This window comes from Pseudomonas sp. P4_B3 (genome assembly GCF_056402295.1).
In genome coordinates this window covers 142,154-167,996 of record NZ_JBFUHR010000003.1, presented here as the reverse complement: position 1 = coordinate 167,996, position 25,843 = coordinate 142,154, and the positions used below count along the sequence as shown (strand labels likewise).

The 25,843-nt window shown below is 56.1% G+C and carries 33 protein-coding genes and 1 tRNA gene; 11 read left to right on the top strand and 23 right to left on the bottom strand.

Translation table 11 applies throughout. The annotated features are described in order from the left end of the window. Positions 1 to 3 precede the first annotated feature (3 nt). Entirely contained in the window at positions 4 to 378 is a 375-nt protein-coding gene (locus tag AC1DWG_RS04625; RefSeq protein ID WP_477787327.1) for a hypothetical protein, read from the top strand. Here AC1DWG_RS04625 and AC1DWG_RS04620 read toward each other — a convergent pair. Continuing rightward, entirely contained in the window at positions 359 to 1,078 is a 720-nt protein-coding gene (locus AC1DWG_RS04620; RefSeq protein WP_477787326.1) for a DUF5677 domain-containing protein, read from the bottom strand. The two genes, AC1DWG_RS04625 and AC1DWG_RS04620, sit on opposite strands and share 20 nt — an antisense overlap. 102 nt (positions 1,079 to 1,180) lie before the next feature. On the opposite strand from AC1DWG_RS04620, the gene AC1DWG_RS04615 reads away from it, so the two are divergent. Together AC1DWG_RS04615 and AC1DWG_RS04610 are read left to right on the top strand one after the other, a co-directional pair. Next, the gene (locus AC1DWG_RS04615) at positions 1,181 to 1,489 is read left to right on the top strand and encodes a hypothetical protein (protein ID WP_477787325.1); all 309 of its coding nucleotides are present in this window, start codon (positions 1,181 to 1,183) and stop codon (positions 1,487 to 1,489) included. A gap of 4 nt (positions 1,490 to 1,493) precedes the next feature. Next, positions 1,494 to 1,856, top strand: coding sequence for a hypothetical protein (locus tag AC1DWG_RS04610; protein ID WP_477787324.1), 363 nt, complete (start codon positions 1,494 to 1,496; stop codon positions 1,854 to 1,856). A gap of 27 nt (positions 1,857 to 1,883) precedes the next feature. Here the strand turns inward: AC1DWG_RS04610 and AC1DWG_RS04605 are convergent, their stop codons facing one another. The 3 genes from AC1DWG_RS04605 to AC1DWG_RS04595 form a co-directional block, all read right to left on the bottom strand. Further along, positions 1,884 to 2,093, bottom strand: coding sequence for a hypothetical protein (locus AC1DWG_RS04605; RefSeq protein WP_477787323.1), 210 nt, complete (start codon positions 2,091 to 2,093; stop codon positions 1,884 to 1,886). A gap of 136 nt (positions 2,094 to 2,229) precedes the next feature. Beyond that, positions 2,230 to 3,021, bottom strand: a complete 792-nt coding sequence (locus AC1DWG_RS04600; RefSeq protein ID WP_477787322.1) for an AlbA family DNA-binding domain-containing protein — start codon at positions 3,019 to 3,021, stop codon at positions 2,230 to 2,232. 456 nt (positions 3,022 to 3,477) lie between these two features. Then, complete coding sequence (locus AC1DWG_RS04595) at positions 3,478 to 4,155, bottom strand: DUF2971 domain-containing protein (protein ID WP_477787321.1); 678 nt, start codon at positions 4,153 to 4,155, stop codon at positions 3,478 to 3,480. A 55-nt stretch (positions 4,156 to 4,210) separates the two neighbouring features. Here AC1DWG_RS04595 and AC1DWG_RS04590 point away from each other — a divergent pair, with 55 nt between their 5' ends. After that, positions 4,211 to 5,152, top strand: coding sequence for a DNA cytosine methyltransferase (locus AC1DWG_RS04590; RefSeq protein WP_477787320.1), 942 nt, complete (start codon positions 4,211 to 4,213; stop codon positions 5,150 to 5,152). A 56-nt stretch (positions 5,153 to 5,208) separates the two neighbouring features. Here the strand turns inward: AC1DWG_RS04590 and AC1DWG_RS04585 are convergent, their stop codons facing one another. Next, entirely contained in the window at positions 5,209 to 5,364 is a 156-nt protein-coding gene (locus AC1DWG_RS04585) for an I78 family peptidase inhibitor (RefSeq protein ID WP_477787439.1), read from the bottom strand. 177 nt (positions 5,365 to 5,541) lie between these two features. Here AC1DWG_RS04585 and AC1DWG_RS04580 point away from each other — a divergent pair, with 177 nt between their 5' ends. The 4 genes from AC1DWG_RS04580 to AC1DWG_RS04565 all read left to right on the top strand — a co-directional run bounded on the left by AC1DWG_RS04580 (position 5,542) and on the right by AC1DWG_RS04565 (position 8,822). Continuing rightward, on the top strand, positions 5,542 to 6,168 hold the full coding sequence (locus AC1DWG_RS04580; protein ID WP_477787319.1) for a phiTE_072 family protein: 627 nt from the start codon (positions 5,542 to 5,544) through the stop codon (positions 6,166 to 6,168). 803 nt (positions 6,169 to 6,971) lie between these two features. Further along, entirely contained in the window at positions 6,972 to 7,271 is a 300-nt protein-coding gene (locus AC1DWG_RS04575) for a hypothetical protein (RefSeq protein WP_477787318.1), read from the top strand. Positions 7,272 to 7,359: 88 nt separating this feature from the next. Then, positions 7,360 to 7,773 (top strand): hypothetical protein, encoded by a 414-nt coding sequence (locus AC1DWG_RS04570; protein WP_477787317.1) that lies wholly within the window; start codon positions 7,360 to 7,362, stop codon positions 7,771 to 7,773. Next, positions 7,659 to 8,822 (top strand): tyrosine-type recombinase/integrase, encoded by a 1,164-nt coding sequence (locus AC1DWG_RS04565; RefSeq protein ID WP_477787438.1) that lies wholly within the window; start codon positions 7,659 to 7,661, stop codon positions 8,820 to 8,822. The genes AC1DWG_RS04570 and AC1DWG_RS04565 overlap by 115 nt, the downstream gene beginning before the upstream one ends. Before the next feature lie 69 nt (positions 8,823 to 8,891). Here the strand turns inward: AC1DWG_RS04565 and AC1DWG_RS04560 are convergent. From AC1DWG_RS04560 to thrS, 9 genes are all read right to left on the bottom strand, one after another. Then, positions 8,892 to 8,968 (bottom strand) — tRNA-Pro (locus tag AC1DWG_RS04560). A gap of 89 nt (positions 8,969 to 9,057) precedes the next feature. Beyond that, positions 9,058 to 9,414 (bottom strand): MerR family transcriptional regulator, encoded by a 357-nt coding sequence (locus tag AC1DWG_RS04555; RefSeq protein WP_003179985.1) that lies wholly within the window; start codon positions 9,412 to 9,414, stop codon positions 9,058 to 9,060. After that, positions 9,395 to 9,697, bottom strand: coding sequence for an integration host factor subunit alpha (gene ihfA, locus AC1DWG_RS04550; protein ID WP_002553164.1), 303 nt, complete (start codon positions 9,695 to 9,697; stop codon positions 9,395 to 9,397). The genes AC1DWG_RS04555 and ihfA overlap by 20 nt, the downstream gene beginning before the upstream one ends. Positions 9,698 to 9,700: 3 nt before the next feature. Continuing rightward, positions 9,701 to 12,079, bottom strand: a complete 2,379-nt coding sequence (pheT, locus tag AC1DWG_RS04545; protein WP_477787316.1) for a phenylalanine--tRNA ligase subunit beta — start codon at positions 12,077 to 12,079, stop codon at positions 9,701 to 9,703. Positions 12,080 to 12,105: 26 nt separating this feature from the next. Further along, complete coding sequence (pheS, locus tag AC1DWG_RS04540) at positions 12,106 to 13,122, bottom strand: phenylalanine--tRNA ligase subunit alpha (protein WP_007992477.1); 1,017 nt, start codon at positions 13,120 to 13,122, stop codon at positions 12,106 to 12,108. Positions 13,123 to 13,231: 109 nt separating this feature from the next. Next, entirely contained in the window at positions 13,232 to 13,588 is a 357-nt protein-coding gene (gene rplT / locus AC1DWG_RS04535; protein WP_007905879.1) for a 50S ribosomal protein L20, read from the bottom strand. Between the two features lie 28 nt (positions 13,589 to 13,616). Further along, the gene (gene rpmI, locus AC1DWG_RS04530) at positions 13,617 to 13,811 is read right to left on the bottom strand and encodes a 50S ribosomal protein L35 (protein ID WP_002553160.1); all 195 of its coding nucleotides are present in this window, start codon (positions 13,809 to 13,811) and stop codon (positions 13,617 to 13,619) included. A gap of 60 nt (positions 13,812 to 13,871) precedes the next feature. Continuing rightward, positions 13,872 to 14,423: a translation initiation factor IF-3 gene (infC, locus tag AC1DWG_RS04525; RefSeq protein WP_172668659.1), complete on the bottom strand. Its 552-nt coding sequence runs from the start codon at positions 14,421 to 14,423 to the stop codon at positions 13,872 to 13,874. Beyond that, positions 14,423 to 16,345, bottom strand: coding sequence for a threonine--tRNA ligase (gene thrS / locus AC1DWG_RS04520; protein WP_108217750.1), 1,923 nt, complete (start codon positions 16,343 to 16,345; stop codon positions 14,423 to 14,425). The genes infC and thrS overlap by 1 nt, the downstream gene beginning before the upstream one ends. Before the next feature lie 374 nt (positions 16,346 to 16,719). Between thrS and AC1DWG_RS04515 the strand changes: the two genes are divergently transcribed. Both AC1DWG_RS04515 and AC1DWG_RS04510 read left to right on the top strand, forming a co-directional pair. After that, positions 16,720 to 17,022, top strand: a complete 303-nt coding sequence (locus tag AC1DWG_RS04515; RefSeq protein WP_477754767.1) for a hypothetical protein — start codon at positions 16,720 to 16,722, stop codon at positions 17,020 to 17,022. 291 nt (positions 17,023 to 17,313) lie between these two features. Continuing rightward, entirely contained in the window at positions 17,314 to 17,526 is a 213-nt protein-coding gene (locus AC1DWG_RS04510) for a cold-shock protein (protein ID WP_003179963.1), read from the top strand. 70 nt (positions 17,527 to 17,596) lie between these two features. Here the strand turns inward: AC1DWG_RS04510 and AC1DWG_RS04505 are convergent, their stop codons facing one another. After that, positions 17,597 to 17,917 carry an I78 family peptidase inhibitor gene (locus AC1DWG_RS04505; protein WP_477787315.1) on the bottom strand — a complete coding sequence of 107 codons (321 nt, stop codon included), beginning with the start codon at positions 17,915 to 17,917 and terminating at the stop codon, positions 17,597 to 17,599. Between the two features lie 165 nt (positions 17,918 to 18,082). Beyond that, a complete protein-coding gene (locus AC1DWG_RS04500) occupies positions 18,083 to 18,388 on the bottom strand; it encodes a hypothetical protein (protein WP_007975706.1) in 306 nt (101 codons plus the stop codon). Between the two features lie 132 nt (positions 18,389 to 18,520). Between AC1DWG_RS04500 and AC1DWG_RS04495 the strand changes: the two genes are divergently transcribed. Next, the gene (locus AC1DWG_RS04495; protein ID WP_477763555.1) at positions 18,521 to 18,733 is read left to right on the top strand and encodes a hypothetical protein; all 213 of its coding nucleotides are present in this window, start codon (positions 18,521 to 18,523) and stop codon (positions 18,731 to 18,733) included. 33 nt (positions 18,734 to 18,766) lie between these two features. Here AC1DWG_RS04495 and AC1DWG_RS04490 read toward each other — a convergent pair whose 3' ends face one another. The 7 genes from AC1DWG_RS04490 to AC1DWG_RS04460 form a co-directional block, all read right to left on the bottom strand. Further along, positions 18,767 to 19,735 (bottom strand): nucleoside hydrolase, encoded by a 969-nt coding sequence (locus AC1DWG_RS04490; protein WP_477787437.1) that lies wholly within the window; start codon positions 19,733 to 19,735, stop codon positions 18,767 to 18,769. 103 nt (positions 19,736 to 19,838) lie between these two features. Then, positions 19,839 to 20,243, bottom strand: coding sequence for a D-ribose pyranase (gene rbsD, locus AC1DWG_RS04485; protein ID WP_477754771.1), 405 nt, complete (start codon positions 20,241 to 20,243; stop codon positions 19,839 to 19,841). After that, positions 20,240 to 21,157, bottom strand: coding sequence for a ribokinase (rbsK, locus tag AC1DWG_RS04480; RefSeq protein WP_477787314.1), 918 nt, complete (start codon positions 21,155 to 21,157; stop codon positions 20,240 to 20,242). The genes rbsD and rbsK overlap by 4 nt, the downstream gene beginning before the upstream one ends. Before the next feature lie 107 nt (positions 21,158 to 21,264). Next, positions 21,265 to 22,284: a LacI family DNA-binding transcriptional regulator gene (locus AC1DWG_RS04475; RefSeq protein WP_477787313.1), complete on the bottom strand. Its 1,020-nt coding sequence runs from the start codon at positions 22,282 to 22,284 to the stop codon at positions 21,265 to 21,267. A gap of 3 nt (positions 22,285 to 22,287) precedes the next feature. After that, positions 22,288 to 23,265 carry an ABC transporter permease gene (locus tag AC1DWG_RS04470; protein ID WP_477787312.1) on the bottom strand — a complete coding sequence of 326 codons (978 nt, stop codon included), beginning with the start codon at positions 23,263 to 23,265 and terminating at the stop codon, positions 22,288 to 22,290. Next, positions 23,262 to 24,815, bottom strand: a complete 1,554-nt coding sequence (locus AC1DWG_RS04465; protein WP_477763551.1) for a sugar ABC transporter ATP-binding protein — start codon at positions 24,813 to 24,815, stop codon at positions 23,262 to 23,264. The genes AC1DWG_RS04470 and AC1DWG_RS04465 overlap by 4 nt, the downstream gene beginning before the upstream one ends. Before the next feature lie 55 nt (positions 24,816 to 24,870). Continuing rightward, positions 24,871 to 25,827 carry a substrate-binding domain-containing protein gene (locus tag AC1DWG_RS04460; RefSeq protein ID WP_477763550.1) on the bottom strand — a complete coding sequence of 319 codons (957 nt, stop codon included), beginning with the start codon at positions 25,825 to 25,827 and terminating at the stop codon, positions 24,871 to 24,873. Positions 25,828 to 25,843 lie beyond the last annotated feature (16 nt).

Below are 25,843 nucleotides of genomic sequence, written 5' to 3'. Positions count from 1 at the left end.
GAATTGAAGAGGCAGGCCACGGCCGAGGAACAGCAGGAGCCAACGGCGGAAGCCATAAAGCAACGCAAGAAGCGCGAGAAGAAGGCCGCCGACGATACGAAGAAGGGAATCGGACGGTTTACTGTTGAAATTGCTGGCGTGTTCATGCCGGATCTCAAGCGCCTGATGAAGGAGCATGGCTTCAACAACCAGCAGGAGGTGTATCAGAACCTGTTGCGGAACGTGATCGCCGCGGACTTCGAAACTGCGGCACAGATGCTCAAGTGTGTCACGACACCTTTTGTTATCGATGAAAAGGTGTCGAGAGCCTTTTATGATCAGAGCATGGCAGAACTAGCGCGAGATCCGGGGGATGAAATCATTGAGCCTTGCTCTTAATTTCATCAAGACCTTTTATCGAAATAGTTAAACATTGCGCAATCAAACTTAAAGTAAAAATTAACTGACTTTCAGTCGGCCCCATATACAACGCATATCCGCTGTCATCTTCGATGAATGACCTATCAAGAGAGCGAAATGTAGCGTGCCCAGCTAGTGATGAAAGCCCTCGATAAACCACACTGTATAAATTCAACATCCCTGCAGCTTTGGCTGAGCTATATACTGAAAAATTTTCGCCCGCTCGCGTATCAACAATTTCCTTCAGATACTGTTTATTTATTTCAGACAGCTGATCTGACGGAACATCTGCGAGCATAGCCCTCGCCTGTTTGACGTCTTCACTATTATTATGAGCGTCGAGCTTTTTGAAAATGGCTGGATCGGCGATAAGCGCAGATGCGTGAAAAGCTGTTTCATAAGCGGTTCTAACGAGTATCTGAGCCTCTTGAACCATTCCAATCTCGCATAAGCGTACTGCAGCTTGAGCTGTTCGAATCGTTCTTTCAAAAAACAAGAACGAGCAAAGCATAGGCGCATCGTTATCACTTACGTCTACGTTCAAGAGTAGCTTCTGGGCTTGAGTAGATATGCATTCACAATCTGCAAATTCGCCGGCGTATTTTTTTCTGACCTCTTCCTTATGTTCGTAAACATAGTCAGATAGAAATCCCTTTTCATCAAAGTCCCTAGCAGGCATAAACCGACTCCCCTCGATTATTTTCAGATACAACGCACACAAATACCCCACTTCAACGAATCACGCCAGCCGACGAGGCAGGCGTCTGCCTGGAGATACCTAATGGGAATCCCTGCGAACGCATTAAAGGAAGATGAGCTTTTCCATTACGCATCCCTAGAGCCGGGTGCTGCCGACGAGCTGGCACGCCGGATCGCCGCTGGAGACATAGACCCGAACGCAGGTCTGGAAGACCTTCGCGAGGATATTCGAATGCTCGAAAGTCAGGCGGATGATGCCGAGGACGAGGCGAATCTACTTCGCACCTATATGGCGGAATCCTGCGAGTTCATCCGGCGCGCAATGAGCCCGGAGGAAAAACAACTTTCAGTAACCGAGTTGCTGAAGAAAGCGCTCGACCGCCTGGAGTGATTCCATGAGCACATTTGCCGTATTTGGAATGAATGAGCACTTCGCCCGCGAAGAGGCGAAGCGCAAGGTTCGGGACTTCAAGATCGAGAAAGGTAAGCGGATCGAGCTTTCAATGAGCCAATGGCTCCAGGCTGTCGAAGAGCGCGTGATCAAGATCATGGACGGCAAGCGGGTCGCCCAACTCAGCAGCATGTTTGATGCGCCCCAGTACGCCGCCGAGTACGCGGAGCGCATTCGTAAACTGGGGCGGTGCCGCGACGTGATCATCAGGGCGAAGATTAAGTTGCCGCAGAACGATGCAAAGCGGAAGTCGGCGACCAAGCTTTCGTGGATGGACTACTCGCCTGAATCGACAGCGGCTGCCTGATCCACCCTCACCTATTGCGCCGAGTTTTCACTCAGCCTTCGGCCCTTTAGGTCGGATGAACTCTTTGAATTCGGCCAGGGCAGAAGCCGCTACGGATTCAAGCGCTTCGTACTGAGCGTACTTTTCGTCAGTATCAAGCGGCCAATTGTTCTCAAAGAAATCATCAGCCGCATCAGCCGCCGCGTTCTTGGCGAGCTGAAGCTTGCGGGCCGGGCCTATTGATTGATCGACATTCATGTTGGCTCTCCTTGATCCGGCTCCATGCCGGTCATCCGTAATACCCCAACCAAAACCAAATTGCCACCACCGATCACGGAGGGCGGCGCCTAACTGGAAATCACTTATGCTTATTCTTCAATAATCTAAAGACAAATCAAATATCCAACTCTTGTTCAATTCGCTTCTTTTTTTTCTCAATACATGCCTTGATAAAAGATTGGTATGTTTCAGGCTTTGGCGCACCTGAAATGAGACTGCTTAAATCTCTAGCTTTACGAATACCGAGCGGATCGACAAACGATCCAAGTATATTAGTCCAGGAGTGAACATCAGTGGATCGATATGGAACCTGGTCAAACAGAAGACGGAGTTGATCGCAATGCTCATTCAAATCGAGTAATCGCTTCACAGCTTCTTGAGTACTGATTCTAGAGTCAAAGAGCCTTTGCAGGTCCGCATACCCCGCTTCCGAACTGCTACAATCCCGTCTGATGTAGACAGCATTATTTTTTAAATCATCACCAGCTTTTATGGCCAAGTAAGGAAGATGCGCCGGGGTTGACTCAACAAAAAGAACTTGAAACACCTTCCCTTTCAACTCGCTATTCTCAGAAGAGCTGAAATTGAAATCCATAACTTCATATCTTAAAACATCAGGTATATATGGCTTTAGCTGCCTTCCCACATCAGTCTTATCCTTGACCTTATCGATTCCAACCGACTCCATCACATCACCATCTTTAACTCCTATAATGAGTATTCCGCCTCCTGAGTTTGCCAGTGCTAGAACATGCTTGGCCAACTTGGCTTTTTCTGGCCACTGTTCCTTATAGTCAATATTATTAGTTTCACCGACACCCAATTTCAGCAATGGCCGCAACGTCTCACTACTAGGGCGCTCGAAAAATTCAGTGAAAGACGAGTGCATACTTTTAGATATAGACATACTTTCTCCTTACGACATGGACGTAAAGATTAATCTATATCCAAATTCAATGCACGGTCCAAAAAAACCAAATTGCCACCACCATCGTCGCATCCAATCACGGTGGACGGCACCCTAACCAATATCTCGGTCGACCCAGTGCTTGGCCAGCCAGCTTGGGATCAATAGTGTCCTCGATGAGTCGAGCTTTTTGCTGGCATCTGGCGATTGCTCAATTTCTACTCTGAAGTAAGCCTTCCTGCTTCCATCGGACTGCAACTCAAGGGCCGCCACGTACGCCCCAACCTCTACCTCGGTCAGGCCGCTCTGCTCCGCAAGCAGCTTGTTGGAAGGTTACTGTCCATCTCTGCCTCCTTGATCCGGCTCCGTGCCGGGCTAAACACAAATACCCTACCTCAACGAATCACGCCAGCCAGCAAGCGCGCATTCGAACAGCCGAATGCGCCGTTCATTGGCTCAGCGCCAGAGGCTATCGTCCTTATTTTTTACTATTTTGTAGGACTTAAACGCGGTGCGAACTTTAAAGCACTCAACCATATCTTTGCGCGCGCCTAAGCTTTTTTTCAAGTCCTGGGGTGTTATTGTTGAGTTGCACCCGACAATTACTTGACTGAGCATGCCGATACTATCGAAAGATCTAAAATACAAACCATCTTCGGAATCTGCTTCACTCAACAGGAAAATCCTACGAACTTCTCGCTCATACCTCCATTGAGAATGTTTAATGCGAAGCTGTTTCTGCATCATTTCAGATCGCTCACGCTTATCTAAATCCGCATATTGCGCAACGTCAAAATTCATCCTTCCAAACTTGTACTCGACACAATGCATATTGTTACTAGGGACATCGAATACTAAGCAGAGGCCCTTATGCTTATTGGAATAGTGAGCCCACTGAACGGGGCTTCGAAAGGACTGGCTAAAGCATAGCAATCCAAATTTTGTAGCAATTGCCTTTTTAAAATCGTTCAGCTTCTTCCGAACATCTTTATCAGGAGATGAATAGCACACCATTTCGAATGGATCATTAAGATCCATTATCGTTGCTACCTTCAATCTAGATTTTTCAATGTTCTGCAGCCCGTAAACCTCATCGCAGAAATGGTAAACCCGCATCATCCCCGAATCAGTCATGCCTTGCCTCACCTGACGAAAATTCAAAAATCCAATATATCGGCAAGGTGCCACTATGCCCATCACTTACGGAAGTGTTTGCAGCGGTATTGAGGCCGCAACTATGGCCTGGCACCCGTTGGGCATGCGCGCCACCTGGTTCGCCGAGATCGAAGCCTTTCCCAGCGCGGTGCTGACCCACCACTACCCCAACACACAGAACCTCGGTGACATGACCAAACTCGGCGCCCAGATGCTGGCCGGCAAGATTGCCGCGCCTGACATCCTCGTCGGCGGAACCCCATGCCAGGCCTTCAGTGTCGCAGGTATGCGCGAAGGCCTGGCCGACCCGCGCGGCGCCCTCACCATCAAATACGTGGAGCTTGCAGATGCAACTGACTATGTTCGCGCCAACCAGCGAAAGCCTCCCTGCGTCATCGTCTGGGAAAACGTCCCCGGCGTTCTCAGCGACAAAGGGAACGCCTTCGGATGCTTTCTTGGCGCGCTTGCTGGGGAAGACTGCGAATTGCAGCCTTCAGGGAAGAAATGGCCGGACGCTGGTTGTGTGTATGGACCCAAAAGAACAATCGCGTGGCGGGTCCTGGACGCCCAATATTTCGGCTTGGCCCAACGACGCCGTCGTGTGTTCGTTGTCGCAAGTGCTCGAGACGGATTCGATCCCACCGAGGTACTTTTTGAGCGAGAAGGCACTCGCAGGGATAGCCCGCCGGGACGGCCTGCGGAGTATGCACTTCACCCTACTCTCACGGCACAAGGCGGGGGCTCTCTCGATGATCGAGAGGCATATGTACTGGAGCCCGGAGGCGTGCGCCGAACCAGCGTGATTGAGTGGGAGCGGTGCCAAGGCTTTCCCGACAATTACACGCAGATCCCATGGCGCGGCAAGACTGCAAGCGAATGTCCGGACGGACCGCGCTACAAGGCGATCGGTAACAGCAAGGCGGTCACGGTCGTTCGCTGGATCGGGATGCGGTTATTACGTCAACTAAAAGCCTAAAAGCCCTGCAACCCGCGAAGGCACGGCCTCGAGCAGGGCGTGAAACAGATGAAGCTCTATTTGCTTGGCAAATCAGGATCGCAATAAATTTCTTCGACTCTACCGCTGTCGCTTAGAAGAACAGTGACTCGTCCCGGCTCAATTTCCTGGGTAACAGCCTCACCGCGACGCACTACGCGACACTTTCTACCGATTAGGTCCTTTAGCGACATTGGCGCATTGGATAGTGGGAATGGCACCGGCCGGTAATCAAAAGGCCATGGCACGTCTCCACCACCATCTCCACCACTGCTTCCTCCCATAAGGCATCTCCTTGCATCGACGTGATTGCCGATCCATTAAGCAATAGTTCATCAAAACCCATGACGCCAGCTACACGAGGTAATCCCATGCCCATAGAAAACAAACCGGCCGAGCTACTGCAGGTTGAGCGGTCGACAGTTACGAAGCTGGTGATCACCGGCGCATCGCGGCTTGATCCGATAACCGTGTTCTTCGAGGACTTCGGTCGCCGGGACTGCCCCATCGAATCCGATCCGAACTACCAGACTGCTCAAGGCAAGATCACCATCAACTGCTGGGACAAGAGCTGGAACGCTTACTGGGGCGGCATGGGGCCGCGCACCGTCGCGGAGTTCGTCGCCGACTGCGGCTGGGACTACGTCCTGAACTGCTTGGATCGCGGGATCAGCAGCACGAGATTCAGCGGTGATGCGCTCCATGCTTTCGCCAAAAAGTGCATCGTCCAGCGCCGTCGGCAACAGACCGGGCGCCATGACTGGGAACTGAGCGAACTGAGCGAACTGAGCAAAGGCGAAGCCCGCGAGCTTTGGCACGATATTGATGTTCTTCGCAGCATCGAGACGTCAAACGAATGCTGGCATCACAGCAAGCTGCTGACCGAGCTGTTCGGCGAGGAATGGCATTACTCGCTCGATGGTAAGGCTGTCGAAGAAAACCACGAATTCACGTACCTGCGCCGCGTTGTCGAGGCTGTTCAGCAAACGCTGCGCTAGGAACAACAACAGGTGGCCGCATGAAGCGCATCTATCTCAGAGGCCCCATGAGCAATCTGCCCAGCCTGAACTTCCCGGCCATCCACCCAATGGTCGCTCGCCTCCGCGCCGCTAGCCAACAGATAATTAACCCGCAGAAATCGATCTTCCTTCGGAAAAACAACTCAGGCCTTATCAACCTTTGCTTTGCCATGCCTATCAAGCCACACCCAATACACAGAGCTAGGACGCTTAAGGAAAAGCTTATATCCAATGAGCTCCCCAATAACATTTGTAATTATCACACCAAGAACTAGATATATAAATCCACGCCCATGCAAGTTAGCCAGCCACACAAAGAAAATAATTGAATACATATTCAATGCATTGATAAACCCATGACGTAAATACCAGTCAACAGGAGTTCCCCACAGCGAAACCAGTTCAGGCCTGTCCCTAGACAGGACACGATGTTGCAATGCAGTGCATCCAAACGAAATAAGGAATGTTGGTGTCGAAACCGCTATAGCCAAAAACAACAATTTAAAAAATCCAATCTTTCGAAAAGTTCTGGGCTATGGATATACCAGAGCAAAAAACCCGGACCCACAAATGAAACAAAGAATACAACTACATTCGCCGAAATTGAGAAATCAATTTTATCGAGATTCTGAAGATCCATATAATCCTTATATAGCCGTAGTCACCAGCGAACTGCCGGCCTCTCAGACATAAAACCATATATTGTCGATTGTATTCAATACACAACCCACCTTCCTCTTATACCTACCTGCCTGCCGGTGAACGGCGGGCGAGGAATCGCTATGTCCGATTTTCAGACAAAGAGCTTTCCCACCGCCCGCAAAGTGCACACCTGCTGTGAATGTCAGGGCGATATCCAACCCTGCCGCAAGTACCAACTCATTTCGGGGTCATGGGAAGGCAGCATGGATTCCTTCAAGACCTGCATGCCTTGCCGATCAGTCCGTAATTGGGCCACCACACAACCTGAGTGGGGCGGCAGAGACGATCACCTCTATTACTTCGGCATGCTCGAGGAACACTTGGCGAACATGGCTCAGGAAATTGCAGTAGGGGACGGTCGTCGATTCAGGACCTATTGACTGCATCACCAAATGAACCAGCGGCGCAAAGCCGCGGCGTAACCGAATAATCACCTTCTTCCGCCACGCGCGGCATGGAGTATTTCCCATGGCAAACGCTACAGCAGCTAAGGCCAGCAGCATCCCTCCGAGGTTCATCCGCTTCATGGATGCCCCCGGCTATCTCGGCATGTGCCGGGATGAATTCAACAAAACTGTCAGGCCGAACGTTCGTGAATTTCCTATCGGGAAACAGGGCGTGGCGTTTGATCGTATTGAGCTGGATGAGTGGGCCGACGCCTATATCGAAAGCAAGTCGATTGAAAAGGCAGCCAATCAGGACAACAATCGGCCTCGCAGCGAGCGCCAGGGTGAAGCCAAAGGAGTTAAACCATGGCGAGAAAAGCGATCTCTGGCCTCTACCAGAAAGGTGGAGTCTGGCAAATCGACAAAGTATTCCGAGGCGAGCGCCTTCGAGAGAGCACTGGAACTGGTGACCGGCAAGAAGCCGAGCAGTACCTGATTCACCGGCTGGAGCAACTTCGACAGCAAAAGGTATACGGCGTGCGCCGTACCCGAACTTGGGAGGAAGCGGCGACAAGGTTTCTGATCGAGAGCAAGGACCAGCCCTCGATCAAGTTGACGGCGCATCATCTGAAGCAGCTCCATCCATACCTCAAGGACCTGCCACTGACGCACATCGATGACCAGGCACTTGAGCCGTTCGTGAAGGACCGATTGAAAGGAATGGTGTTGCCATGCGGTAAGCAGTTGAAGCCGGTGGCACCTCGCACGATCAACATCTCAATCGAGCGGGTGATACGGGTTCTTTCGCTTTGTGCGAGGAAGTGGCGGGATGAAGAGCGCAGACCCTGGCTTGATTCGGTGCCAATGTTGGCCAAGCTGGACCTGAAGAAAAAGGTTCGCGAGCCCTACCCCATGACATGGGAAGAGCAATCGATCCTTTTCGGAGAGTTGCCGGCACACCTGCAGACGATGGCCCTGTTCAAGGTGAACACAGGTTGCCGCGAGCAGGAGGTCTGCAAATTGAGGTGGGACTGGGAAATCTCGGTACCGGAACTTGGCACCAGCGTGTTCCTGATTCCTTCCGACTTTGGCGGCCGAAACGAGCGGTCAGGTGTGAAAAATGGCGATGAGCGACTGGTCGTGCTGAACAGCGTAGCGAAATCGATCATCGACAAGCAACGCGGCCTGAGCAAGGACTGGGTTTTTCCGTACAGCGGCAACGCGATGCACCGGATGAACGACTCAGCCTGGAAGAAAGCGCGGGTGAGAGCGGCGAAACTCTGGCAGGAGGAAAACCTTCGCCCCGCTCATCCAGGGTACGCATCCATCCGGGTGCATGACTTGAAGCACACGTTTGGCCGTCGCCTTCGGGCGGCAGGTGTCACACAGGAAGATCGAAAGGCCCTGCTGGGACACAAGAACGGCAGCATCACCAGTCACTATTCGGGCGCTGAGCTCGGGCATCTGATTGAGGCTGCAAATAGGGTATCAGCAACCGATTCGCGTGGACCGGTGCTGACGATCTTGAAGAGGAAAACTGGATGAAGTCCCGAAAAACTCCCCACCAATGAAAAAGCCCAACTGGCTAGAGTTGGGCTAAGTCATTGAAAAATATGGTCGGGACGGAGTGATTCGAACACTCGACCCCTAGCACCCCATGCTAGTGCGCTACCGGACTGCGCTACGCCCCGACTAGGCGTGAAACTCATCCCTCATCTCGAGGAACGCTCAAGAATATATCGCAAGCTTTTGAAAACTGGAAGTATTTAAAAGCAGGAATTTATTTCTTGAGTACCACCAGAACATCTTCGAGCTCGGCGATCATCTGGCGGATCATTTGCTTGTATTGGGTGGTGTCGTCTTTGGCTTCATCACCGGACAAACGCAGGCGCGCTCCGCCGATGGTGAACCCCTGATCGTAAAGAAGCGCGCGGATCTGCCGGATCATCAGCACGTCCTGGCGCTGATAATACCGGCGGTTTCCGCGGCGTTTGACAGGGTTGAGTTGAGGAAACTCCTGCTCCCAGTAGCGCAGCACGTGTGGTTTTACCGCACACAGCTCGCTGACTTCACCAATGGTGAAGTAGCGTTTGCCCGGGATGACGGGGAGCTCGTCGTTATGACTTGGTTCCAGCATAAGCCTCAACTCGGGCCTTCAACTTCTGCCCTGGACGAAAGGTGACCACACGGCGAGCCGTGATCGGGATTTCTTCCCCCGTTTTCGGATTGCGGCCAGGCCGCTGGCGTTTGTCCCGAAGGTCGAAATTGCCGAAACCGGACAATTTGACTTGTTCGTTGTCTTCAAGAGCGTGCCTGATTTCTTCAAAAAACAGTTCGACCAATTCCTTGGCCTCCCGTTTGTTCAGGCCCAGCTCTTCATACAGACGTTCCGCCATCTCAGCTTTCGTCAGAGCCCCCATACGTCACTTCCTTAACGTGGCGTTCAACCTTTGTTCGAGCGAGGTGAGGATGTTTTGCGTTGCGGTATTCACCTCATCGTCATTAAGAGTGCGCGATGGATGCTGCCAGGTCAAGCCGACTGCGAGGCTTTTTCTATCAGGATCAATGCCTTTACCCTGATACACGTCAAATAGCCTGAGGTCTGTCAGCCATTCGCCTGCATTTTCACGGATTACGTCCAGTACAGCCGTGGCTGCAACGTCTTTATCCGCAATCAGTGCAAGGTCACGACGAACTTCAGGAAAGCGTGATAACTCGTGGAATTTTGGCATTTTGCCCGACGCCACTTCCGCCAGAACCAACTCGAAGACGAAGACCGGACGGTCGAGACCGAGGGTTTTCGACAACTCAGGGTGGATCGTGCCAATGAAGCCGACCAGACGACCATCACGCTCGATGCGCGCGGTTTGACCCGGGTGCAACGCTGGGTGTTTGCCCGGCACGAAAGTGAACGCTTCCAGAGCACCGGCGAAGCCCAGCACCGCTTCGACGTCAGCCTTGACGTCGAAGAAGTCGACGGTATCGCGACCCTGCGCCCAGCCTTCCGGCAGGCGACTACCGCAAACAACACCCGCCAACATCGGCTCTTGCTTCAGACCTTCGAGCTGACCAACGAAACGCAGGCCGCTTTCGAACAGACGCACGCGATCCTGCTGACGGTTCAGGTTGTGCTGAAGCGCCTTGACCAGACCTGGCCACAGCGACGAACGCATGGCAGCCATGTCATTGGAGATCGGGTTAGCCAGCAGCAGCGGCTCAACACCCGGATTAAACAGTTCGAACTGTTTCGGGTCGATGAAGCTGTAGGTAATGGCTTCCTGATAACCACGGGCAACCAGCAGACGACGCAGTTCAGGCAGGTCGCTACGGGCTTCTGCCTTGGCTTGCGGCGCCAGACGCGCTTGCGGATAACGAACCGGCAAACGGTTGTAGCCGTACAGGCGTGCCAGCTCTTCGATCAGGTCGACTTCCAGGCTGATATCGAAGCGATGGCTCGGTACGTCTACACGCCACTGCCCTGCCCCGTCGGCAGTAATGGTCAGGCCCAAGGCATTGAGCAGACGCTCCACCTCAGCCGAATCCATTTCCATACCCAGCATCTGGGTAATGCGCTGGGCACGCAGGGTGATCGGAGCAATTTTCGGCAGGTGCTGTTCGCTGACGGTCTCGATGATCGGACCCGCTTCACCACCGGTGATCTCCAACAGCAAGCCAGTCGCGCGCTCCATGGCTTCGCGGGCCAGTTGCCAGTCCACACCACGCTCATAGCGATGCGACGCATCGGTGTGCAGGCCATAGGAACGGGCCTTGCCCGCTACGGCGATCTGGTCGAAGAAAGCGCTTTCCAGGAACACATCACGGGTGGTCGCGGAAACACCGCTGTGCTCGCCACCCATGACACCGGCAATGGCCAGCGCTCGGGAATGGTCGGCAATCACCAGCGTATCGCTACGCAGGCTGACTTCCTGACCGTCGAGCAGCACCAGTTTCTCGCCCTCTTCGGCCATGCGCACACGGATGCCACCGTTGATTTCGGCGAGATCGAAGGCGTGCAGCGGCTGACCCAGTTCCAGCATCACGTAGTTGGTGATGTCGACGGCAGCATCGATGCTGCGCACATCTGCACGACGCAGGCGCTCAACCATCCACAGCGGCGTAGGCCTGGACAGGTCGACGTTACGAATCACACGACCGAGGTAGCGCGGGCACGCGGCGGGCGCCAGCACTTCTACCGAACGCACTTCGTCGTGGGCGGCAGGAACCGAAGCCACCACCGGACGGACCACAGGAGCGGCGTACAGTGCGCCGACTTCACGAGCCAGACCGGCCAGGGACAGGCAGTCGCCACGGTTCGGGGTCAGATCGACCTCGATGCTGGCGTCTTCCAGGTCCAGATAAACGCGGAAATCCTCACCCACCGGCGCATCGACCGGCAGCTCCATCAAGCCGTCATTACCTTCACCAACCTGCAGCTCGGATTGCGAGCACAGCATGCCGTTGGACTCAACGCCACGCAGCTTGGCCTTCTTGATCTTGAAGTCACCTGGCAGCTCGGCGCCGATCATGGCGAAAGGAATCTTCAGGCCCGGGCGCACGTTTGGCGCGCCGCAAACCACCTGGAAGGTTTCCGAACCGTTGCTGACCTGGCACACGCGCAGCTTGTCGGCGTCCGGGTGCGGTTCGGTGCTCAGCACCTCGCCCACTACCACGCCACTGAAAACACCGGCGGCCGGCGTAACGCTATCGACCTCAAGACCGGCCATCGACAGACGAGCAACCAGCTCGTCGCGACTTACCTGCGGGCTAACCCAGCCACGCAGCCATTGTTCACTGAATTTCATCCTGCTCTCCTAAGAATTCGTTACGACTAGCGAAATTGCGCGAGGAACCGCAAGTCGTTGTCGAAGAACAGACGCAAGTCATTCACGCCGTAACGCAGCATGGCCAGACGCTCGACACCCATGCCGAAGGCAAAGCCCGAGAACTCTTCCGGGTCGATCCCGGACATGCGCAGCACGTTCGGGTGAACCATGCCGCAGCCCATCACTTCCAGCCAGCCGGTCTGCTTGCAGACGCGGCAGCCTTTACCGCTGCACATCACGCATTCCATGTCGACTTCAGCGGATGGCTCGGTGAACGGGAAGTACGAAGGGCGGAAACGCACGGCCAGTTCTTTTTCGAAGAACACCCGCAGGAACTCTTCGATGGTGCCTTTGAGGTCGGCGAAATTGATGTCGCGATCGACCAGCAGGCCTTCGACCTGGTGGAACATCGGCGAGTGGGTGATATCGGAGTCGCTGCGGTATACACGGCCTGGGCAGACGATGCGGATCGGCGGCTGTTTCGACTCCATGGTGCGGACCTGTACCGGCGAGGTATGGGTGCGCAACAGCATGTTCGCATTGAAATAGAAGGTGTCATGCATCGACCGGGCCGGGTGGTGGCCTGGGATGTTGAGCGCTTCGAAGTTGTGATAGTCGTCTTCGACCTCAGGGCCTTCGGCGATGCCGTAGCCAATACGGGTGAAGAACTGTTCGACGCGTTCCAGAGTGCGGGTAACCGGATGCAGACCACCGGAGGTCTGACCACGGCCAGGCAGGGTCACGTCAATGGACTCGGCGGAGAGTTTGGCAGCCAGATCGGCTTCTTCAAACAATGCCTTGCGCGCATTAAGGACCTCTGTGACACGCTCCTTGGCAACGTTGATCAGCGCACCGACCTGCGGACGCTCTTCTGCCGGTAAATTCCCCAGGGTCTTCATCACCTGAGTCAATTCACCCTTCTTGCCAAGGTAGTGAACCCGGATTTGCTCCAGGGCATTGATATCTTCAGCGCTTTGCACAGCCTCTAGAGCTTGAGAGACGAGCGCATCCAGGTTTTCCATGTACAGACTCCAGATACAAAATAGGGGAAGAGCTTGAAGGCTCTTCCCCTATTTATGACGTTTAACACCTGGCCCCACAGATGCGAGGCCGGGTGACTGTCGGGGGTACTTAAGCCAAGGTGGCTTTAGCTTTCTCGACAATCGCAGCAAACGCCGCTTTTTCGTTCACTGCCAGATCAGCCAGAACCTTACGGTCGATCTCGATGGACGCTTTTTTCAGGCCGGCGATGAAACGGCTGTAGGACAGACCGTTGATACGAGCACCAGCGTTGATACGAGCGATCCACAGAGCGCGGAACTGACGTTTTTTCTGACGACGGTCACGGTAGGCGTATTGGCCTGCCTTGATTACCGCTTGCTTGGCAACACGGAATACGCGGGAGCGTGCGCCGTAGTAGCCTTTAGCAAGTTTCAGAATTTTTTTGTGACGCTTACGGGCAATGACGCCACGCTTTACACGAGCCATGAGTTACTTCCTCTATTCTTGACTAAAATTAACGAAGGCGCAGCATGCGCTCGACTTTTGCCACGTCAGACGGATGCAGCAAGCTGCTACCGCGCAGTTGACGCTTACGCTTGGTCGACATTTTGGTCAGGATGTGGCTCTTGAAAGCGTGCTTGTGCTTGATACCGTTAGCAGTTTTCAGAAACCGCTTAGCAGCACCACTTTTGGTCTTCATTTTTGGCATGTTCGGATACTCCGCATTCAGTTGATAAACATAATCAGAAGGCCTGCCGTGCCCTGTTGATTACTTCTTCTTTTTCGGGGCGATGACCATGATCAGCTGGCGTCCTTCCATCTTAGGATGCTGTTCGACCGAACCGTACTCGAGCAAGTCACCTTCAACTCGCTTGAGGAGTTCCATCCCCAGCTCCTGGTGGGCCATCTCACGGCCGCGGAATCGCAAGGATACCTTGGCCCTGTCCCCATCACTCAGGAAACGTACCAGGTTGCGCAGTTTTACCTGGTAATCCCCTTCCTCCGTCCCTGGACGAAACTTGATTTCTTTAACCTGGATCTGCTTCTGGTTTTTCTTGGCCGCGGCAACCTGCTTCTTCTTTTCGAAGATCGATTTGCCGTAGTCCATCAGTTTGCAAACAGGGGGTACTGCATCGGCGGAAATCTCCACCAGATCCAGCTTGGCCTCTTCAGCCTTAAGAAGCGCGTCTTCAATTGACACAATCCCAAGCTGTTCACCTTCAGCTCCAATTAACCGAACCTCGCGTGCCGAGATATTCTCGTTGATCGGGGCTTTCGGTGCAGCTCGTTTATCTTGTCTCATTTCACGCTTAATAATAATTACTCCGAATCTGGGCGACCACGCCGGGAAACCGCTTGCGCGAGAAACTCAGCGAACTGGGCGACGGGCATCGAGCCCAGGTCAGCACCTTCACGAGTACGCACAGCGACAGTCTGCATCTCGACTTCCCGATCTCCGATAACCAAGAGAAAAGGAACCTTGAGCAAAGTATGCTCGCGGATTTTAAAGCCGATCTTTTCATTTCTCAAGTCAGACTTGGCACGAAACCCGCTTTCGTTGAGAGTTTTTTCCACTTCGGCGGCAAAATCAGCCTGTTTATCAGTGATATTCATCACCACTGCCTGGGTCGGAGCCAGCCACGCGGGGAATGCGCCCTCGTAGTGCTCGATCAGGATTCCGACGAAACGTTCGAAGGACCCCAGGATCGCCCGGTGCAACATGACCGGGTGCTTGCGACTGTTGTCTTCGGAGACGTATTCGGCTCCCAGACGGACAGGCAGGTTAAAATCGAGCTGCAGGGTACCACATTGCCAAACGCGGCCGAGGCAATCTTTCAGCGAGAACTCGATCTTCGGACCGTAGAACGCCCCCTCGCCCGGCTGCAGATCGTACGGCAGGCCCGCGCTATCAAGGGCTGCGGCCAGCGCAGCTTCGGCGCGATCCCAAAGCTCGTCGGAACCGACGCGTTTTTCCGGACGAGTGGACAGCTTCATCTCGACATCGGTGAAGCCGAAGTCGGCGTAGACATCCATGGTCAGCTTGATGAACGCAGCGGATTCAGCCTGCATCTGTTCTTCGGTGCAGAAAATGTGCGCGTCGTCCTGGGTGAATCCACGCACGCGCATGATGCCGTGCAAGGCACCCGATGGCTCGTTACGGTGGCAGGCACCGAATTCGGCCAGGCGCATCGGCAACTCGCGGTAGCTCTTCAGGCCCTGGTTGAACACCTGCACGTGGCACGGGCAGTTCATCGGCTTGATCGCGTAGTCGCGGCTTTCCGACTGGGTGGTGAACATGTTGTCGGCGTAGTTGGCCCAGTGCCCGGACTTTTCCCACAGGCTGCGGTCAACGACCTGGGGCGTCTTGATTTCCAGGTAACCGTTGTCGCGCTGCACCTTGCGCATGTACTGCTCGAGCACCTGGTACAAAGTCCAGCCATTCGGGTGCCAGAACACCATGCCCGGCGCTTCTTCCTGGGTGTGGAACAGGCCCAGGCGCTTGCCGATCTTGCGGTGGTCGCGCTTCTCGGCTTCTTCGATGCGCTGGATGTAGGCGGCCAGTTGCTTCTTGTCGGCCCAGGCGGTGCCGTAGACGCGCTGCAATTGCTCATTCTTGGCATCGCCGCGCCAGTAGGCACCGGACAGTTTGGTCAGCTTGAAGGATTTCAGGAAGCGGGTGTTCGGCACGTGCGGACCGCGGCACATGTCGACGTATTCTTCGTGATAGTACAGGCCCATGGCCTGCTCGTTCGGCATGTCCTCGACCAGGCGCAACTTGTAGTCTTCGCCACGGGCCTTGAACACTTCGATCACTTCGGCGCGCGGAGTGACTTTCTTGATCACGTCGTAATCTTTCTCGATCAGCTGCTGCATGCGCTGTTCGATGGCCGCCAGGTCGTCCGGAGTGAAAGGACGCTCGAAGGCGATGTCGTAATAGAAACCTTCGTCGATGACCGGACCGATGACCATTTTGGCGGTCGGGTACAACTGCTTGACCGCATGGCCAACCAGGTGGGCGCAAGAGTGGCGAATGATCTCCAGCCCCTCTTCATCCTTTGGCGTGATGATTTGCAGCGACGCGTCGCTGTCGATGATGTCGCTGGCGTCGACCAGCTTGCCATTGACCTTGCCGGCCACGGTGGCCTTGGCCAGGCCTGCACCGATGGATGCGGCGACCTCGGCTACGGAAACCGGGTGATCGAATGAACGTTGACTGCCGTCGGGAAGAGTAATAGTTGGCATGGCGCCTCCTCTCCTAGTGGTGACCCCTACCAAAGGTCACGTGGGTTGGGATGAGCCAGTACAAGATCCGGTCCAGGCCATTCAATGACGAACGCCTGCCTTACAGCGGCAGGAGCCTTGCGGCCAACCGGAAAACCGAACCAGAGTGACTGGGATTCAAATCAGGGTTAATCGCGCATCTGCCGCCGCCGGGACTGAAGGTCATCCGGAGCTTGCAAACGCCCGAGCGAGGCATGCTAGCACAGATGAACGGTCGTCGATGCACGCAGACTTTGTGCGGGGGCAAATCGGTCATTTTTATGCCAGAGTGATGAACTTGAACACCGCTTCGCCCCTCAGATAACACGTCATTGACCCACAAGGAGCATCCCAGCATGCGTCTGAACCGTTTGTTCGCCGTAGTCGCACCCATCGTTCTGCTGCTGCCATTGGCCGCCCACGCCGACTGGCCAAAGGGTGAGCGCGAGAAATACATGGCGCAATGCGTCCCTGCAGCGGCACAAAAGATCGGTGATGCGAAGGCAAAAGCCGTCTGTGGTTGCGGCGCCGACCAGCTCAAATCCTATCCTGCCAAAGACCTTCAGGCATTGATGGACGGCACGGCAAGTCAAGAACTGGGAAATCAGGCGATGCAGAAAATCGCCACTTGCAGGGTCGATGCCGGGGCGAAGAAATAAGCTTCTCGCATTGATTTTTTCACCTGCAATGACCGAAAAAACAGGCCGAATGTCGCTTTGCCTGACATTTTATGAAGGTTTTTCGTCTTTTTTTTCGTCTTTTCTTTCGGCTGAAAGCCTTTTAAAACGGGGCCTCCAGCGATATGAAGCACCAAAGACCGCTCGACAGTAAGGCAAACAGCTCGCCCGGGGGGCTCCCAAAGCGAACATTTCGACTATGATATCCGGGTGTGCCCAGTTGGCCTGAGCAGCACAGTACTACTGAAAATATATGTTTCTTGGAGATACACCATGTCTAATCGCCAAACCGGCACCGTTAAATGGTTCAACGATGAAAAAGGCTTCGGCTTCATCACTCCTCAAGGTGGCGGTGACGACCTGTTCGTACACTTCAAAGCTATCGAAAGCGACGGTTTCAAAAGCCTGAAAGAAGGCCAGACTGTTTCCTTCGTGGCTGAGAAAGGCCAAAAGGGTATGCAAGCTGCTCAAGTTCGCCCAGAGTAATTTCCAGGCGCACTAAAAAAACCCCGTCCATGTGACGGGGTTTTTTATGGGCGAAACAAAAGCCGAGTGATCAGCCGCAGTTGACGCGAGTGACCACTTTATTGGCATCGGTGTTCAGGTTAAGACGGTCTGAACGGTACTCCAGCGTCACCATATCGGTTGGCAGCAGGAACCGCGCGTTTTGCGCTCCTGCGCGGGTACGCGCTTGCTCAAGCAATTGCGGCGATGCCTGTTTGCCGATGGTGAACTCGGCAGCCTTTGCCTCACAGCGACTGTGACCCGTGTCAGTCGTCGCAACATCCGTTGTTGCCGGCTCCGTAGAGGTAGTGCTGCAACCGGCCAGCATGGCAACGGCCAACAAAGTACCCAATGACGCGAGCTTCCAAGGCATGAAGCCTCCTTATTCAATGATTAAGCTGAGATCGTGCGACAACCAGACTGGCGTTTGGTTTCACAGGCAGTGCTAGCACCCTGCCCGTAATCCGGACGAGCCGCGATTCTGCCTGAGCGCGGCGCTGCCCTTGATCATTGAATCGTGACTGAATATGAACGACGCTCAATAGACGTCGATGTAGTCGTAAGGCGGATTGGGCCAGTTCTCTTTCAAGGCATTGAAGATTTGCATGACCCAGACTTCATCGCTGGCCGCGACCCGCCCGACATAACCGGAGCCCTTGGCCCAGGTTTCGAGTCGAAACAACAACCCGTCGATATCGGTACCGCCCACGACACCCGAGGAGATATAGGCAATGCCTCCTTTGGTGACCCGCAACTGGGTGTGCTCATCGTCACTGGCGCCGGCCAGCAACTGACGCACCGCCTCGAGGGTCAGGCCATCCGGGGAGTTCAAATCGATCTGCACAGCGCATTCCTTGAATATTCGTCAGAGACCAAGTGTCGCACAGCCCTCCTTTCATGCCTAAGTCGACGTGTCAAAAGCCCCGTAAAATGGTTAACTCGGCACTCAGACTTCCCCGACCTCACGAGCGCCATCATGACCACCGTAAGCATCGACGCTGACATCAAGGCCAAGTGGCAAGACGGCCACAGCTCCTACAGTCCAGGCAGCACGGAAGAGCTCGCCATTATCGGTATCGACCTGCTGGTCAGGGACCTTGGAACCGAAGCCGCCCAATCGTTCATCGAGCAGATTTTCGAGAAACATCTGTCGGACCAAAAGGCCGAAGCGGTTAGCGCGAGGGAGTGAGCCCCGCAGGCAAGCACCTGCGGGAGATGATGCTTATTTCAGGCGGGCCAGGCGCTCGGTCAGCAGATCGAAGAAGCCCTGGGCATCGCCGCTTTCAACCCAGAAGGCATTCTTTGGCGCTTTCAAGCCGCCATACCAGTCGACGATGGTTTGTCCAAAGGTCGGCCCTTCGCGGCTGTCGACCACCACGTTGACCGAGCGACCGCTGAACAATTGCGGCTTGAGCAGATAAGCGACAACCGTGGCGTCATGCACCGGGCCGCCCGGAATGCCGTAGTGTTCCATGTCGCCCTTGATGTATTCATTGAGAATGTCGCCCACCAGTCGGCTGGCGTTGTTGTTCAGCGCGGCAATCTGTTTCAGGCGCGCTTCGCTGGTAAGGATCTTGTGGGTCACATCCAGCGACAGGTAGGTCAGCTTCACGCCGCTGTTGAGCACCACTTCGGCCGCTTGCGGGTCGGCGAACAGGTTGAACTCGGCCACTGGCGTGATGTTGCCGCCGTTGAAGTGCGCACCGCCCATGACCACCACTTCCTTGATGCCCTGAACGATACCCGGCTCCTGGATCAGCGCCAGGGCCAGGTTGGTCTGCGGGCCTAGCATGGCGATGGTAATGCTGTTGGGCCTGGCCGATTTCAGGGTATCAATCAGGTAGGTGATGGCGCTGCCCTTGGCCAGGCCTTGCCTGGGCTCATGCACGGCAATGCCCGACAACCCTTCCTTGCCATGAATGTCCTCGGCGTAGATGGGTGTGCGCATCAGGGGCTTGGGCGCCCCCGCATAGACCGGAACCTCTTCGCGCCCCGCCCACTCCCTGGCCAATCGCGCATTGCGCGAGGTCTTGTCCAGGCGAACGTTGCCGGCAACGGTGGTCAATGCGCGGACATTCAGCTCGTCCGGCGATGCCAGGGCGAACAACAGGGCAACGACATCGTCAGCCCCTGGATCGGTGTCGATGATCAGGTCGATCTTTGGTGCCGCCTGGGCGTTGGTTGCGGTCATCAGGGACAAAAGCAGCAGACTCCGGAGCAGTGGGTGCAGTTTCTGAGCATAGCGATACGGGGCGCACTCTTTGTGCCAGGGACATCAAAACGCGGACAGCCAGTCAAAACGTAACGCCGGCGACCAGCACAATGTTGCAGTACGGTTGGCATTCGCCTGTACGAACAATCGCCTTCGCTTGTCGACTCAGGACCTTGAATTGTTCATGGGTGAGCACTTCACGCCGACCCAACGCGCCTTCGCCGTTCAGTTCTTCCAGCGCGACCAGGGCCGACGGCTTTTTATCGAAGATTTCCTGTGCCAGCACATGGCTTTCGACCTGCATCTCACTGAGCACGACCTTCAAGGTGCTGACAAAATCCGGTATGCCGGGGGTCAAGGCCAGGTCGATCAATTCAACGCCCGGTGGAACCGGCAGCCCCGAATCTCCGATGACGACCAAGTCGCCATGTCCCAAAGACGCGATCAGTCGCGACAGCGCAATGTTGAGCAGGGGTGTCTTTTTCATGGAGTTTTAAACGCCTGTACATCGCTCAAGGCGGGAATCGAAGGTTGCGCGCCGGCCCGGGTCACCGACAGCGCTGCGGCCACCTGCCCGAAGCGGATCGCCTGCGCTTCATCTTTACCCGCGGCCAGCGCCGCAGCGAAACCGCCGACAAACGTATCGCCGGCCGCCGTGGTATCGACAGCCTTTACCACGGGTGCGGGGAAATGTTCGAAGCGTTGGCCATCGGCAAACAGCGAACCTTGCGCACCGAGGGTGATGATCACCTTGCCGGCGCCCAGGGCTATCAGGCGGGTCGCCGCGGCTTGCGCGGTGTCCAGGGAGTCCACCGACAGACCGCTCAGGGCCGACGCTTCGCTTTCGTTGGGAATCAGGTAATCGATGGACGCGTACCAGTCCGATGGCAACGGACGACTGGCCGGTGCCGGATTGAGGATGACGGTCTTGCCCAACTCGCGACCGCGCTTGAGCGCATGGCCAACAGAAGCATCGGGCACTTCCAGCTGACAAATGAGCACATCCGCCGCGTGTATCACCGAATCAAAACGGTCAATGGCTTCAGCGGTCAATGCACCGTTGGCACCGGGGACGATCACGATGGTGTTCTGACTGCTGTCGTCGACCACAATCAACGCCACGCCGCTGGAACCGTCAATGGTGCTCACCGCTTGGCAATCGATCTGCTCGGCCAACAGCGCCCCGCGCAGCGCCTCACCATAGGCGTCACTGCCCACGCACCCGATCATCGACACCCGGGCTCCCAGCCGCGCCGCAGCCACGGCCTGATTGGCGCCCTTGCCGCCGGAGACGGTGGTAAACGACTGACCAATCAGCGTTTCACCGCCCTTGGGCAAGCGCGGCGCCCGGGTCACCAGGTCCATGTTCAAACTGCCTATTACCACTACTTTTGCTGGCATACATTGCTACTCACGATTCTGTTTCGGCGGCGCTGTTGGTTCAGCGGCGTTCTATTTTCAACGGCTTTCTGTTTTCAACGGCTCTCTGTTTTCAACGGCTTTCTGTTTCAACGGAAGTGGGCAAACACGCCGGCCAGCGGCGCCGTCGATTCACGTATGACGATACTCGGCGTCACGATCCGCTGATCGGTCGCCAGGCCCGGCGTGGCGATTCGCCGTAAAAGCACTTCGGCGGCCATTTCACCGAGTTGCAGGATCGATTGCCCCACCGTGGTCAACGACGGATAGACATACCGACTCATCTGGATATCGTCGAAGCCGATCACCGACAACTCAATCGGTACGCGAATATTGCGCTCGGCGGCGGCCCGTAGCACGCCGATGCCAATCATGTCGTTGGCCGCAAAAATGGCGGTAGGCGGCTTGTTTTCCAGCAAAACCGCGGCAGCGCTGTAACCGCCAGTGCTGGTGAAATCGCTTTCCAGCATGCGCTCGGGAGAGACTTCGACGCCCGCCTCCTTCAAGGCCCGGCGATAACCCGCCAGACGCATCTGCGCCACGCTGGTGTTCTCCGGCCCGCTGATCGTGGCGATATCCCGATGCCCCAGTTCCAGCAGGTGCCGGGTCGCCAGATACGCGCCGTATTCATGGTCGATGCGCACCAGGTCCGCATCGATACCGTCCAGTCCGCGGTCGACGATCACCATGGGCGTGCGGACGCCTTTAAGACCTTGCACCAGGCCATTGTCGCCGCCGGCCGAGGCGACAATCAGGCCGTCGATACGCTTTTCCAGCAGTACACGCAGATAGCTGCGCTGCTTGTCTGGATCGTCGTCGGAGTTGCACAGGATGACGCAGTAACCGTTTCGCTCGCAGTAATCCTCGATACCCCGGGCCAGCTCGGCGAAATACGGGTTGAGGCTGTTGGGCACCAACAGGCCGATGGTCGCTGTGGTCTTGGCCTTGAGCGAACGGGCCACGGCGCTGGGGACGTAGTCGAGGGTCTGGATTGCCGCCTCGACCTTGATCCGGACCTCTTCACTGACCGGGCGGGTCTTGTTCACCACATGGGAAACCGTGGTGTAGGAAATGCCGGCAAGGGCTGCCACATCTTTGATAGTCGCCATGACTCAGGTCCGCCGGCTTGCGCGTTGACTGCGATAGGTGTCCAGCACCACCGCCACCACGATCACCGCGCCGGTAATGATGCGTTTGGTCGGCTCGGTTGCGCCGATCTGCGCCAGCCCCGCGGCCAGCACGGAAATGATCAGGACGCCAAAAAACGTGCTGACCACCGAACCGCGCCCGCCCATCAGACTGGTCCCGCCGATCACGACGGCTGCAATCACCTGCAACTCAAGGCCGGAGCCGGCATTCGGGTCCGCGGCTTCCAGGCGAGAAATCTGGAACAACGCGGCAATACCGGCCAGCAACCCCATCAAGCTGAAGACCAGGATTTTGTAGGGCTTGGGATTGATCCCCGCCAGCCGCACGGCCTCTTCGTTGGTGCCGATACCGATCAGGTAACGACCGAACACCGTGCGGGTCAACACGGCCTGGGCGATGAAAATGATCAGCAACGCGATGATGAACGAGGGTGAAATGCCGAAGGCGATCGGGTTGGACAACCAGGCGAACGCATCGCCGATGTAGGCCGTACGCGAACCGGTCATCTGGTACGCCACCCCGCGAGCCATTTCCAGCACGCCCAGGGACACGATGAACGACGGAATCCGCCACGCCACCGTGATCGAGCCGGTGACGGTACCGGCGAGCGCCGCGACGGCCATGCCCAGCAGCGCCGCCGGCAGAACGCCCCAGCCCCAGCCAAGAATCGCCACACTCACGGTCGAAGCCGCCAATGCCAGCACCGAACCTACCGACAGGTCGATGCCACCGATGATCAACACAAAGGTCATGCCGACCGCCAGCACCATCAGGTCCGGAATCTGGTTGGCCAGGGTGCTGAAAGTATCGTAGGACAGGAAGTGACTGCTCAGCACCGAGAACAGCACGATCATCGCCAACAAGGCACCCGCCAGGCCCAGATAGGTGCCCAGGCCGTAGAAGTTGCCATTGCGTTTGCCGGCAAAAGAAGCGGTTTTCATGGAAGATCCCTAGGCGCGGCTTCAAAGAGCAGCGCATCACGTTTTTGGTAGCCGGCGAAAGCAGCGGCGAGCAACTCATCCTGGGTCCAGCTGTCGCGCTCGAATGTATCGATCAGCCTCCCCGCCGACAGCACACCGATCCGGTCGCAGATCAGCATCAGCTCGCGCAAGTCGCTGGAGACCACCACCAGCGCCTTGCCCTGGCGGGTCAATTCGCCGAGCAGGTTGTAGATATCGAACTTGGCGCCGACGTCGATGCCGCGGGTCGGCTCGTCGAACAGCAGCACCGTGCAATCGCGCTCCAGCCAACGGCCGATGACGACTTTCTGCTGATTACCGCCGGACAACTCGGACACCAACTGTGCCGGACCGGAACTGCGAATGCGCATGGCGTCGATCTGACGCTGGGCCAGGGCGTTCTCCTCATCGTTGTCGACCAAGCCAGCACTGGAGATGCCGGGCATGTTGCCCAAGGCGATGTTGGCGCCGATCGATTGGGTCAGCAAAAGGCCTTCGCCCTTGCGATCTTCGGTGATCAACGCGATACCGTGCCCCACCGCATCCACCGGCGAACGGATGCCGACAACCTGCGCCGGCGAGCCCAGGGCAATCGTGCCGCTGTCAGCGATATCGGCACCGAAGATCAGGCGCAGCAACTCGGTGCGCCCCGCGCCGATCAAACCGGATATCCCGAAAATCTCACCGGCACGAACTTCGAACGACACGTCGCGAACCTTGTCGGAACGGCTCAGGCCCTTGACCGTCAACACCGCAGCGCCAATCTTGCGCGCCCCCATATCGATGTGTTCGCCGAGCTCGCGACCGACCATCAAGGTAACCAGTTGCTCACTGTTGTAGTTGGCCATCGGCTCGACACAGACCAGGTTGCCATCGCGCAGCACTGCAATGCGTTGCGCCACCCGCGCCAGCTCTTCGAGGCGGTGAGAGATGTAGATGATCGATACGCCGCGAGCTTGCAGGCGGGTGATCTGCTCGAACAACATTTCGACTTCGCGTGCAGTGAGCATCGCGGTCGGCTCGTCGAGAATCAGCACATGACAATCGCCAATCAGGTTGCGGGCGATCTCGACCATTTGCTGGTGGCCGATGCCCAGTTCGCCGACCAGGGTGTCCGGGTCAATGGCGTCGAGCCCGACCTGAGCCATGGCCTCGATCGCAGCCTTGCGCAATTGCTTGCGGCTGATCCAGCCACCTTTGCTGGGCAGATTGTCGAGAAACAGGTTTTCCGCCACCGACAGGGTCGGCAGCAGATTGAGCTCCTGCATAACCATGCGGATACCCAGCGCTTCAGCCTGAGCCCGGCTACCCGGACGATAGTCCTGCCCCTGAAACTGCATCTGGCCGGTGGTCGGCGTGACCAGCCCGCCAATAATCTTCGAAAGCGTGCTTTTGCCTGCACCGTTTTCACCGGTCAACGCCAGCACTTCCCCGCGCATGAGTGTCAGGTCGATGCCGGCCAGGACCGGTTGGGCGTAGGTCTTGCCGATACCGCTGACCGAGAGGACAGCGTTCGGAGCGCAAACTGACATAAAAACTCTCCATGCGCTCGTCCGGCTGGACGAGCGCCGTTATGTCGCCAGAAGGCTACTTGGTGACCAGCTCTACCGGCGTTTCAATCACGCCATTGGCGCCGCCGTCGACCTTTTCACCCTTGAGAATTTTCAGTGCAGTCTCGATACCGAACACCGCCTGTTTGGCCGCGAACTGGTCCGCGGTGGCCAGCACGCGACCGTCCTTGAGCATTGGCTGGATGGCATTGATGTTGTCGTAGCCGACCACTTGCACCTTGCCGGCCTTGCCCGCGGCGCGCACGGCAGACACCGCACCGACCGCCATGCTGTCGTTGCCGGCCAACAGGGCCTTGGTTTGCGGGTATTCACTGAGAATCGAGGCGGCCACCTTGTTGCCTTTGTCGATTTCCCAGTCACCGGATTGCAGGGACACGACCTTGATCTGTGCCGCCTCCATCGCATCCTTGAAACCCGCGGTCCGCTGCTGGGCATTGGTGGTGGTGGACACACCTTCGATGATGCCGACTTCGTCACCGGCCTTCAGCTGTTTGGCCAGGTAATCGCCCACCAACCGCGCACCCTTGCGGTTGTCCGGGCCTACGAACGGCACATTGATGTTTTTGCTTTTGACGACGGCGGGGTCCAGCTGGTTGTCGATGTTGATCACGGTGATACCGGCATCGATGGCTTTCTTGATCACCGGGACCATGGCTTTGGAGTCTGCCGGCGCAATCACCAGTGCATTGACCTTGGCCAGGATCATCTGCTCGACGATGCGCGTCTGACCTGCGGTGTCGGTTTCATCCTTGATGCCGTTGGAGATGAGCTCGAATTCGCCGGAGTGATCTTTCTGGTAGGCCTTGGCGCCGTCTTCCATTGTCAGGAAGAACTCATTGGCCAAGGATTTCATGACCAGTGCGACTTTCGGTTTTTCAGTGGTTTCAGCAAAAGCCGAAGAGACAGGCAGTGCAGCGGATGCGGCAGCCAATATAGCGACAGCGAGAAGACGTCCAGCGAATGGCAGCTTCATGGGTTCACTCCGATCT

What these genes read in the sequence shown, in the direction of transcription:
- AC1DWG_RS04620 (WP_477787326.1), bottom strand. Translation starts at nt 1,078, where the DNA reads ATGCCTGCTAGGGACTTTGATGAAAAGGGATTTCTATCTGACTATGTT.
- AC1DWG_RS04615 (WP_477787325.1), top strand. Translation starts at nt 1,181, where the DNA reads ATGGGAATCCCTGCGAACGCATTAAAGGAAGATGAGCTTTTCCATTAC.
- AC1DWG_RS04610 (WP_477787324.1), top strand. Translation starts at nt 1,494, where the DNA reads ATGAGCACATTTGCCGTATTTGGAATGAATGAGCACTTCGCCCGCGAA.
- AC1DWG_RS04605 (WP_477787323.1), bottom strand. Translation starts at nt 2,093, where the DNA reads ATGAATGTCGATCAATCAATAGGCCCGGCCCGCAAGCTTCAGCTCGCC.
- AC1DWG_RS04600 (WP_477787322.1), bottom strand. Translation starts at nt 3,021, where the DNA reads ATGTCTATATCTAAAAGTATGCACTCGTCTTTCACTGAATTTTTCGAG.
- AC1DWG_RS04595 (WP_477787321.1), bottom strand. Translation starts at nt 4,155, where the DNA reads ATGACTGATTCGGGGATGATGCGGGTTTACCATTTCTGCGATGAGGTT.
- AC1DWG_RS04590 (WP_477787320.1), top strand. Translation starts at nt 4,211, where the DNA reads ATGCCCATCACTTACGGAAGTGTTTGCAGCGGTATTGAGGCCGCAACT.
- AC1DWG_RS04585 (WP_477787439.1), bottom strand. Translation starts at nt 5,364, where the DNA reads ATGTCGCTAAAGGACCTAATCGGTAGAAAGTGTCGCGTAGTGCGTCGC.
- AC1DWG_RS04580 (WP_477787319.1), top strand. Translation starts at nt 5,542, where the DNA reads ATGCCCATAGAAAACAAACCGGCCGAGCTACTGCAGGTTGAGCGGTCG.
- AC1DWG_RS04575 (WP_477787318.1), top strand. Translation starts at nt 6,972, where the DNA reads ATGTCCGATTTTCAGACAAAGAGCTTTCCCACCGCCCGCAAAGTGCAC.
- AC1DWG_RS04570 (WP_477787317.1), top strand. Translation starts at nt 7,360, where the DNA reads ATGGCAAACGCTACAGCAGCTAAGGCCAGCAGCATCCCTCCGAGGTTC.
- AC1DWG_RS04555 (WP_003179985.1), bottom strand. Translation starts at nt 9,414, where the DNA reads ATGCTGGAACCAAGTCATAACGACGAGCTCCCCGTCATCCCGGGCAAA.
- ihfA (WP_002553164.1), bottom strand. Translation starts at nt 9,697, where the DNA reads ATGGGGGCTCTGACGAAAGCTGAGATGGCGGAACGTCTGTATGAAGAG.
- pheT (WP_477787316.1), bottom strand. Translation starts at nt 12,079, where the DNA reads ATGAAATTCAGTGAACAATGGCTGCGTGGCTGGGTTAGCCCGCAGGTA.
- pheS (WP_007992477.1), bottom strand. Translation starts at nt 13,122, where the DNA reads ATGGAAAACCTGGATGCGCTCGTCTCTCAAGCTCTAGAGGCTGTGCAA.
- rplT (WP_007905879.1), bottom strand. Translation starts at nt 13,588, where the DNA reads ATGGCTCGTGTAAAGCGTGGCGTCATTGCCCGTAAGCGTCACAAAAAA.
- rpmI (WP_002553160.1), bottom strand. Translation starts at nt 13,811, where the DNA reads ATGCCAAAAATGAAGACCAAAAGTGGTGCTGCTAAGCGGTTTCTGAAA.
- thrS (WP_108217750.1), bottom strand. Translation starts at nt 16,345, where the DNA reads ATGCCAACTATTACTCTTCCCGACGGCAGTCAACGTTCATTCGATCAC.
- AC1DWG_RS04515 (WP_477754767.1), top strand. Translation starts at nt 16,720, where the DNA reads ATGCGTCTGAACCGTTTGTTCGCCGTAGTCGCACCCATCGTTCTGCTG.
- AC1DWG_RS04510 (WP_003179963.1), top strand. Translation starts at nt 17,314, where the DNA reads ATGTCTAATCGCCAAACCGGCACCGTTAAATGGTTCAACGATGAAAAA.
- AC1DWG_RS04505 (WP_477787315.1), bottom strand. Translation starts at nt 17,917, where the DNA reads ATGCCTTGGAAGCTCGCGTCATTGGGTACTTTGTTGGCCGTTGCCATG.
- AC1DWG_RS04495 (WP_477763555.1), top strand. Translation starts at nt 18,521, where the DNA reads ATGACCACCGTAAGCATCGACGCTGACATCAAGGCCAAGTGGCAAGAC.
- AC1DWG_RS04490 (WP_477787437.1), bottom strand. Translation starts at nt 19,735, where the DNA reads ATGACCGCAACCAACGCCCAGGCGGCACCAAAGATCGACCTGATCATC.
- rbsD (WP_477754771.1), bottom strand. Translation starts at nt 20,243, where the DNA reads ATGAAAAAGACACCCCTGCTCAACATTGCGCTGTCGCGACTGATCGCG.
- rbsK (WP_477787314.1), bottom strand. Translation starts at nt 21,157, where the DNA reads ATGCCAGCAAAAGTAGTGGTAATAGGCAGTTTGAACATGGACCTGGTG.
- AC1DWG_RS04475 (WP_477787313.1), bottom strand. Translation starts at nt 22,284, where the DNA reads ATGGCGACTATCAAAGATGTGGCAGCCCTTGCCGGCATTTCCTACACC.
- AC1DWG_RS04470 (WP_477787312.1), bottom strand. Translation starts at nt 23,265, where the DNA reads ATGAAAACCGCTTCTTTTGCCGGCAAACGCAATGGCAACTTCTACGGC.
- AC1DWG_RS04465 (WP_477763551.1), bottom strand. Translation starts at nt 24,815, where the DNA reads ATGTCAGTTTGCGCTCCGAACGCTGTCCTCTCGGTCAGCGGTATCGGC.
- AC1DWG_RS04460 (WP_477763550.1), bottom strand. Translation starts at nt 25,827, where the DNA reads ATGAAGCTGCCATTCGCTGGACGTCTTCTCGCTGTCGCTATATTGGCT.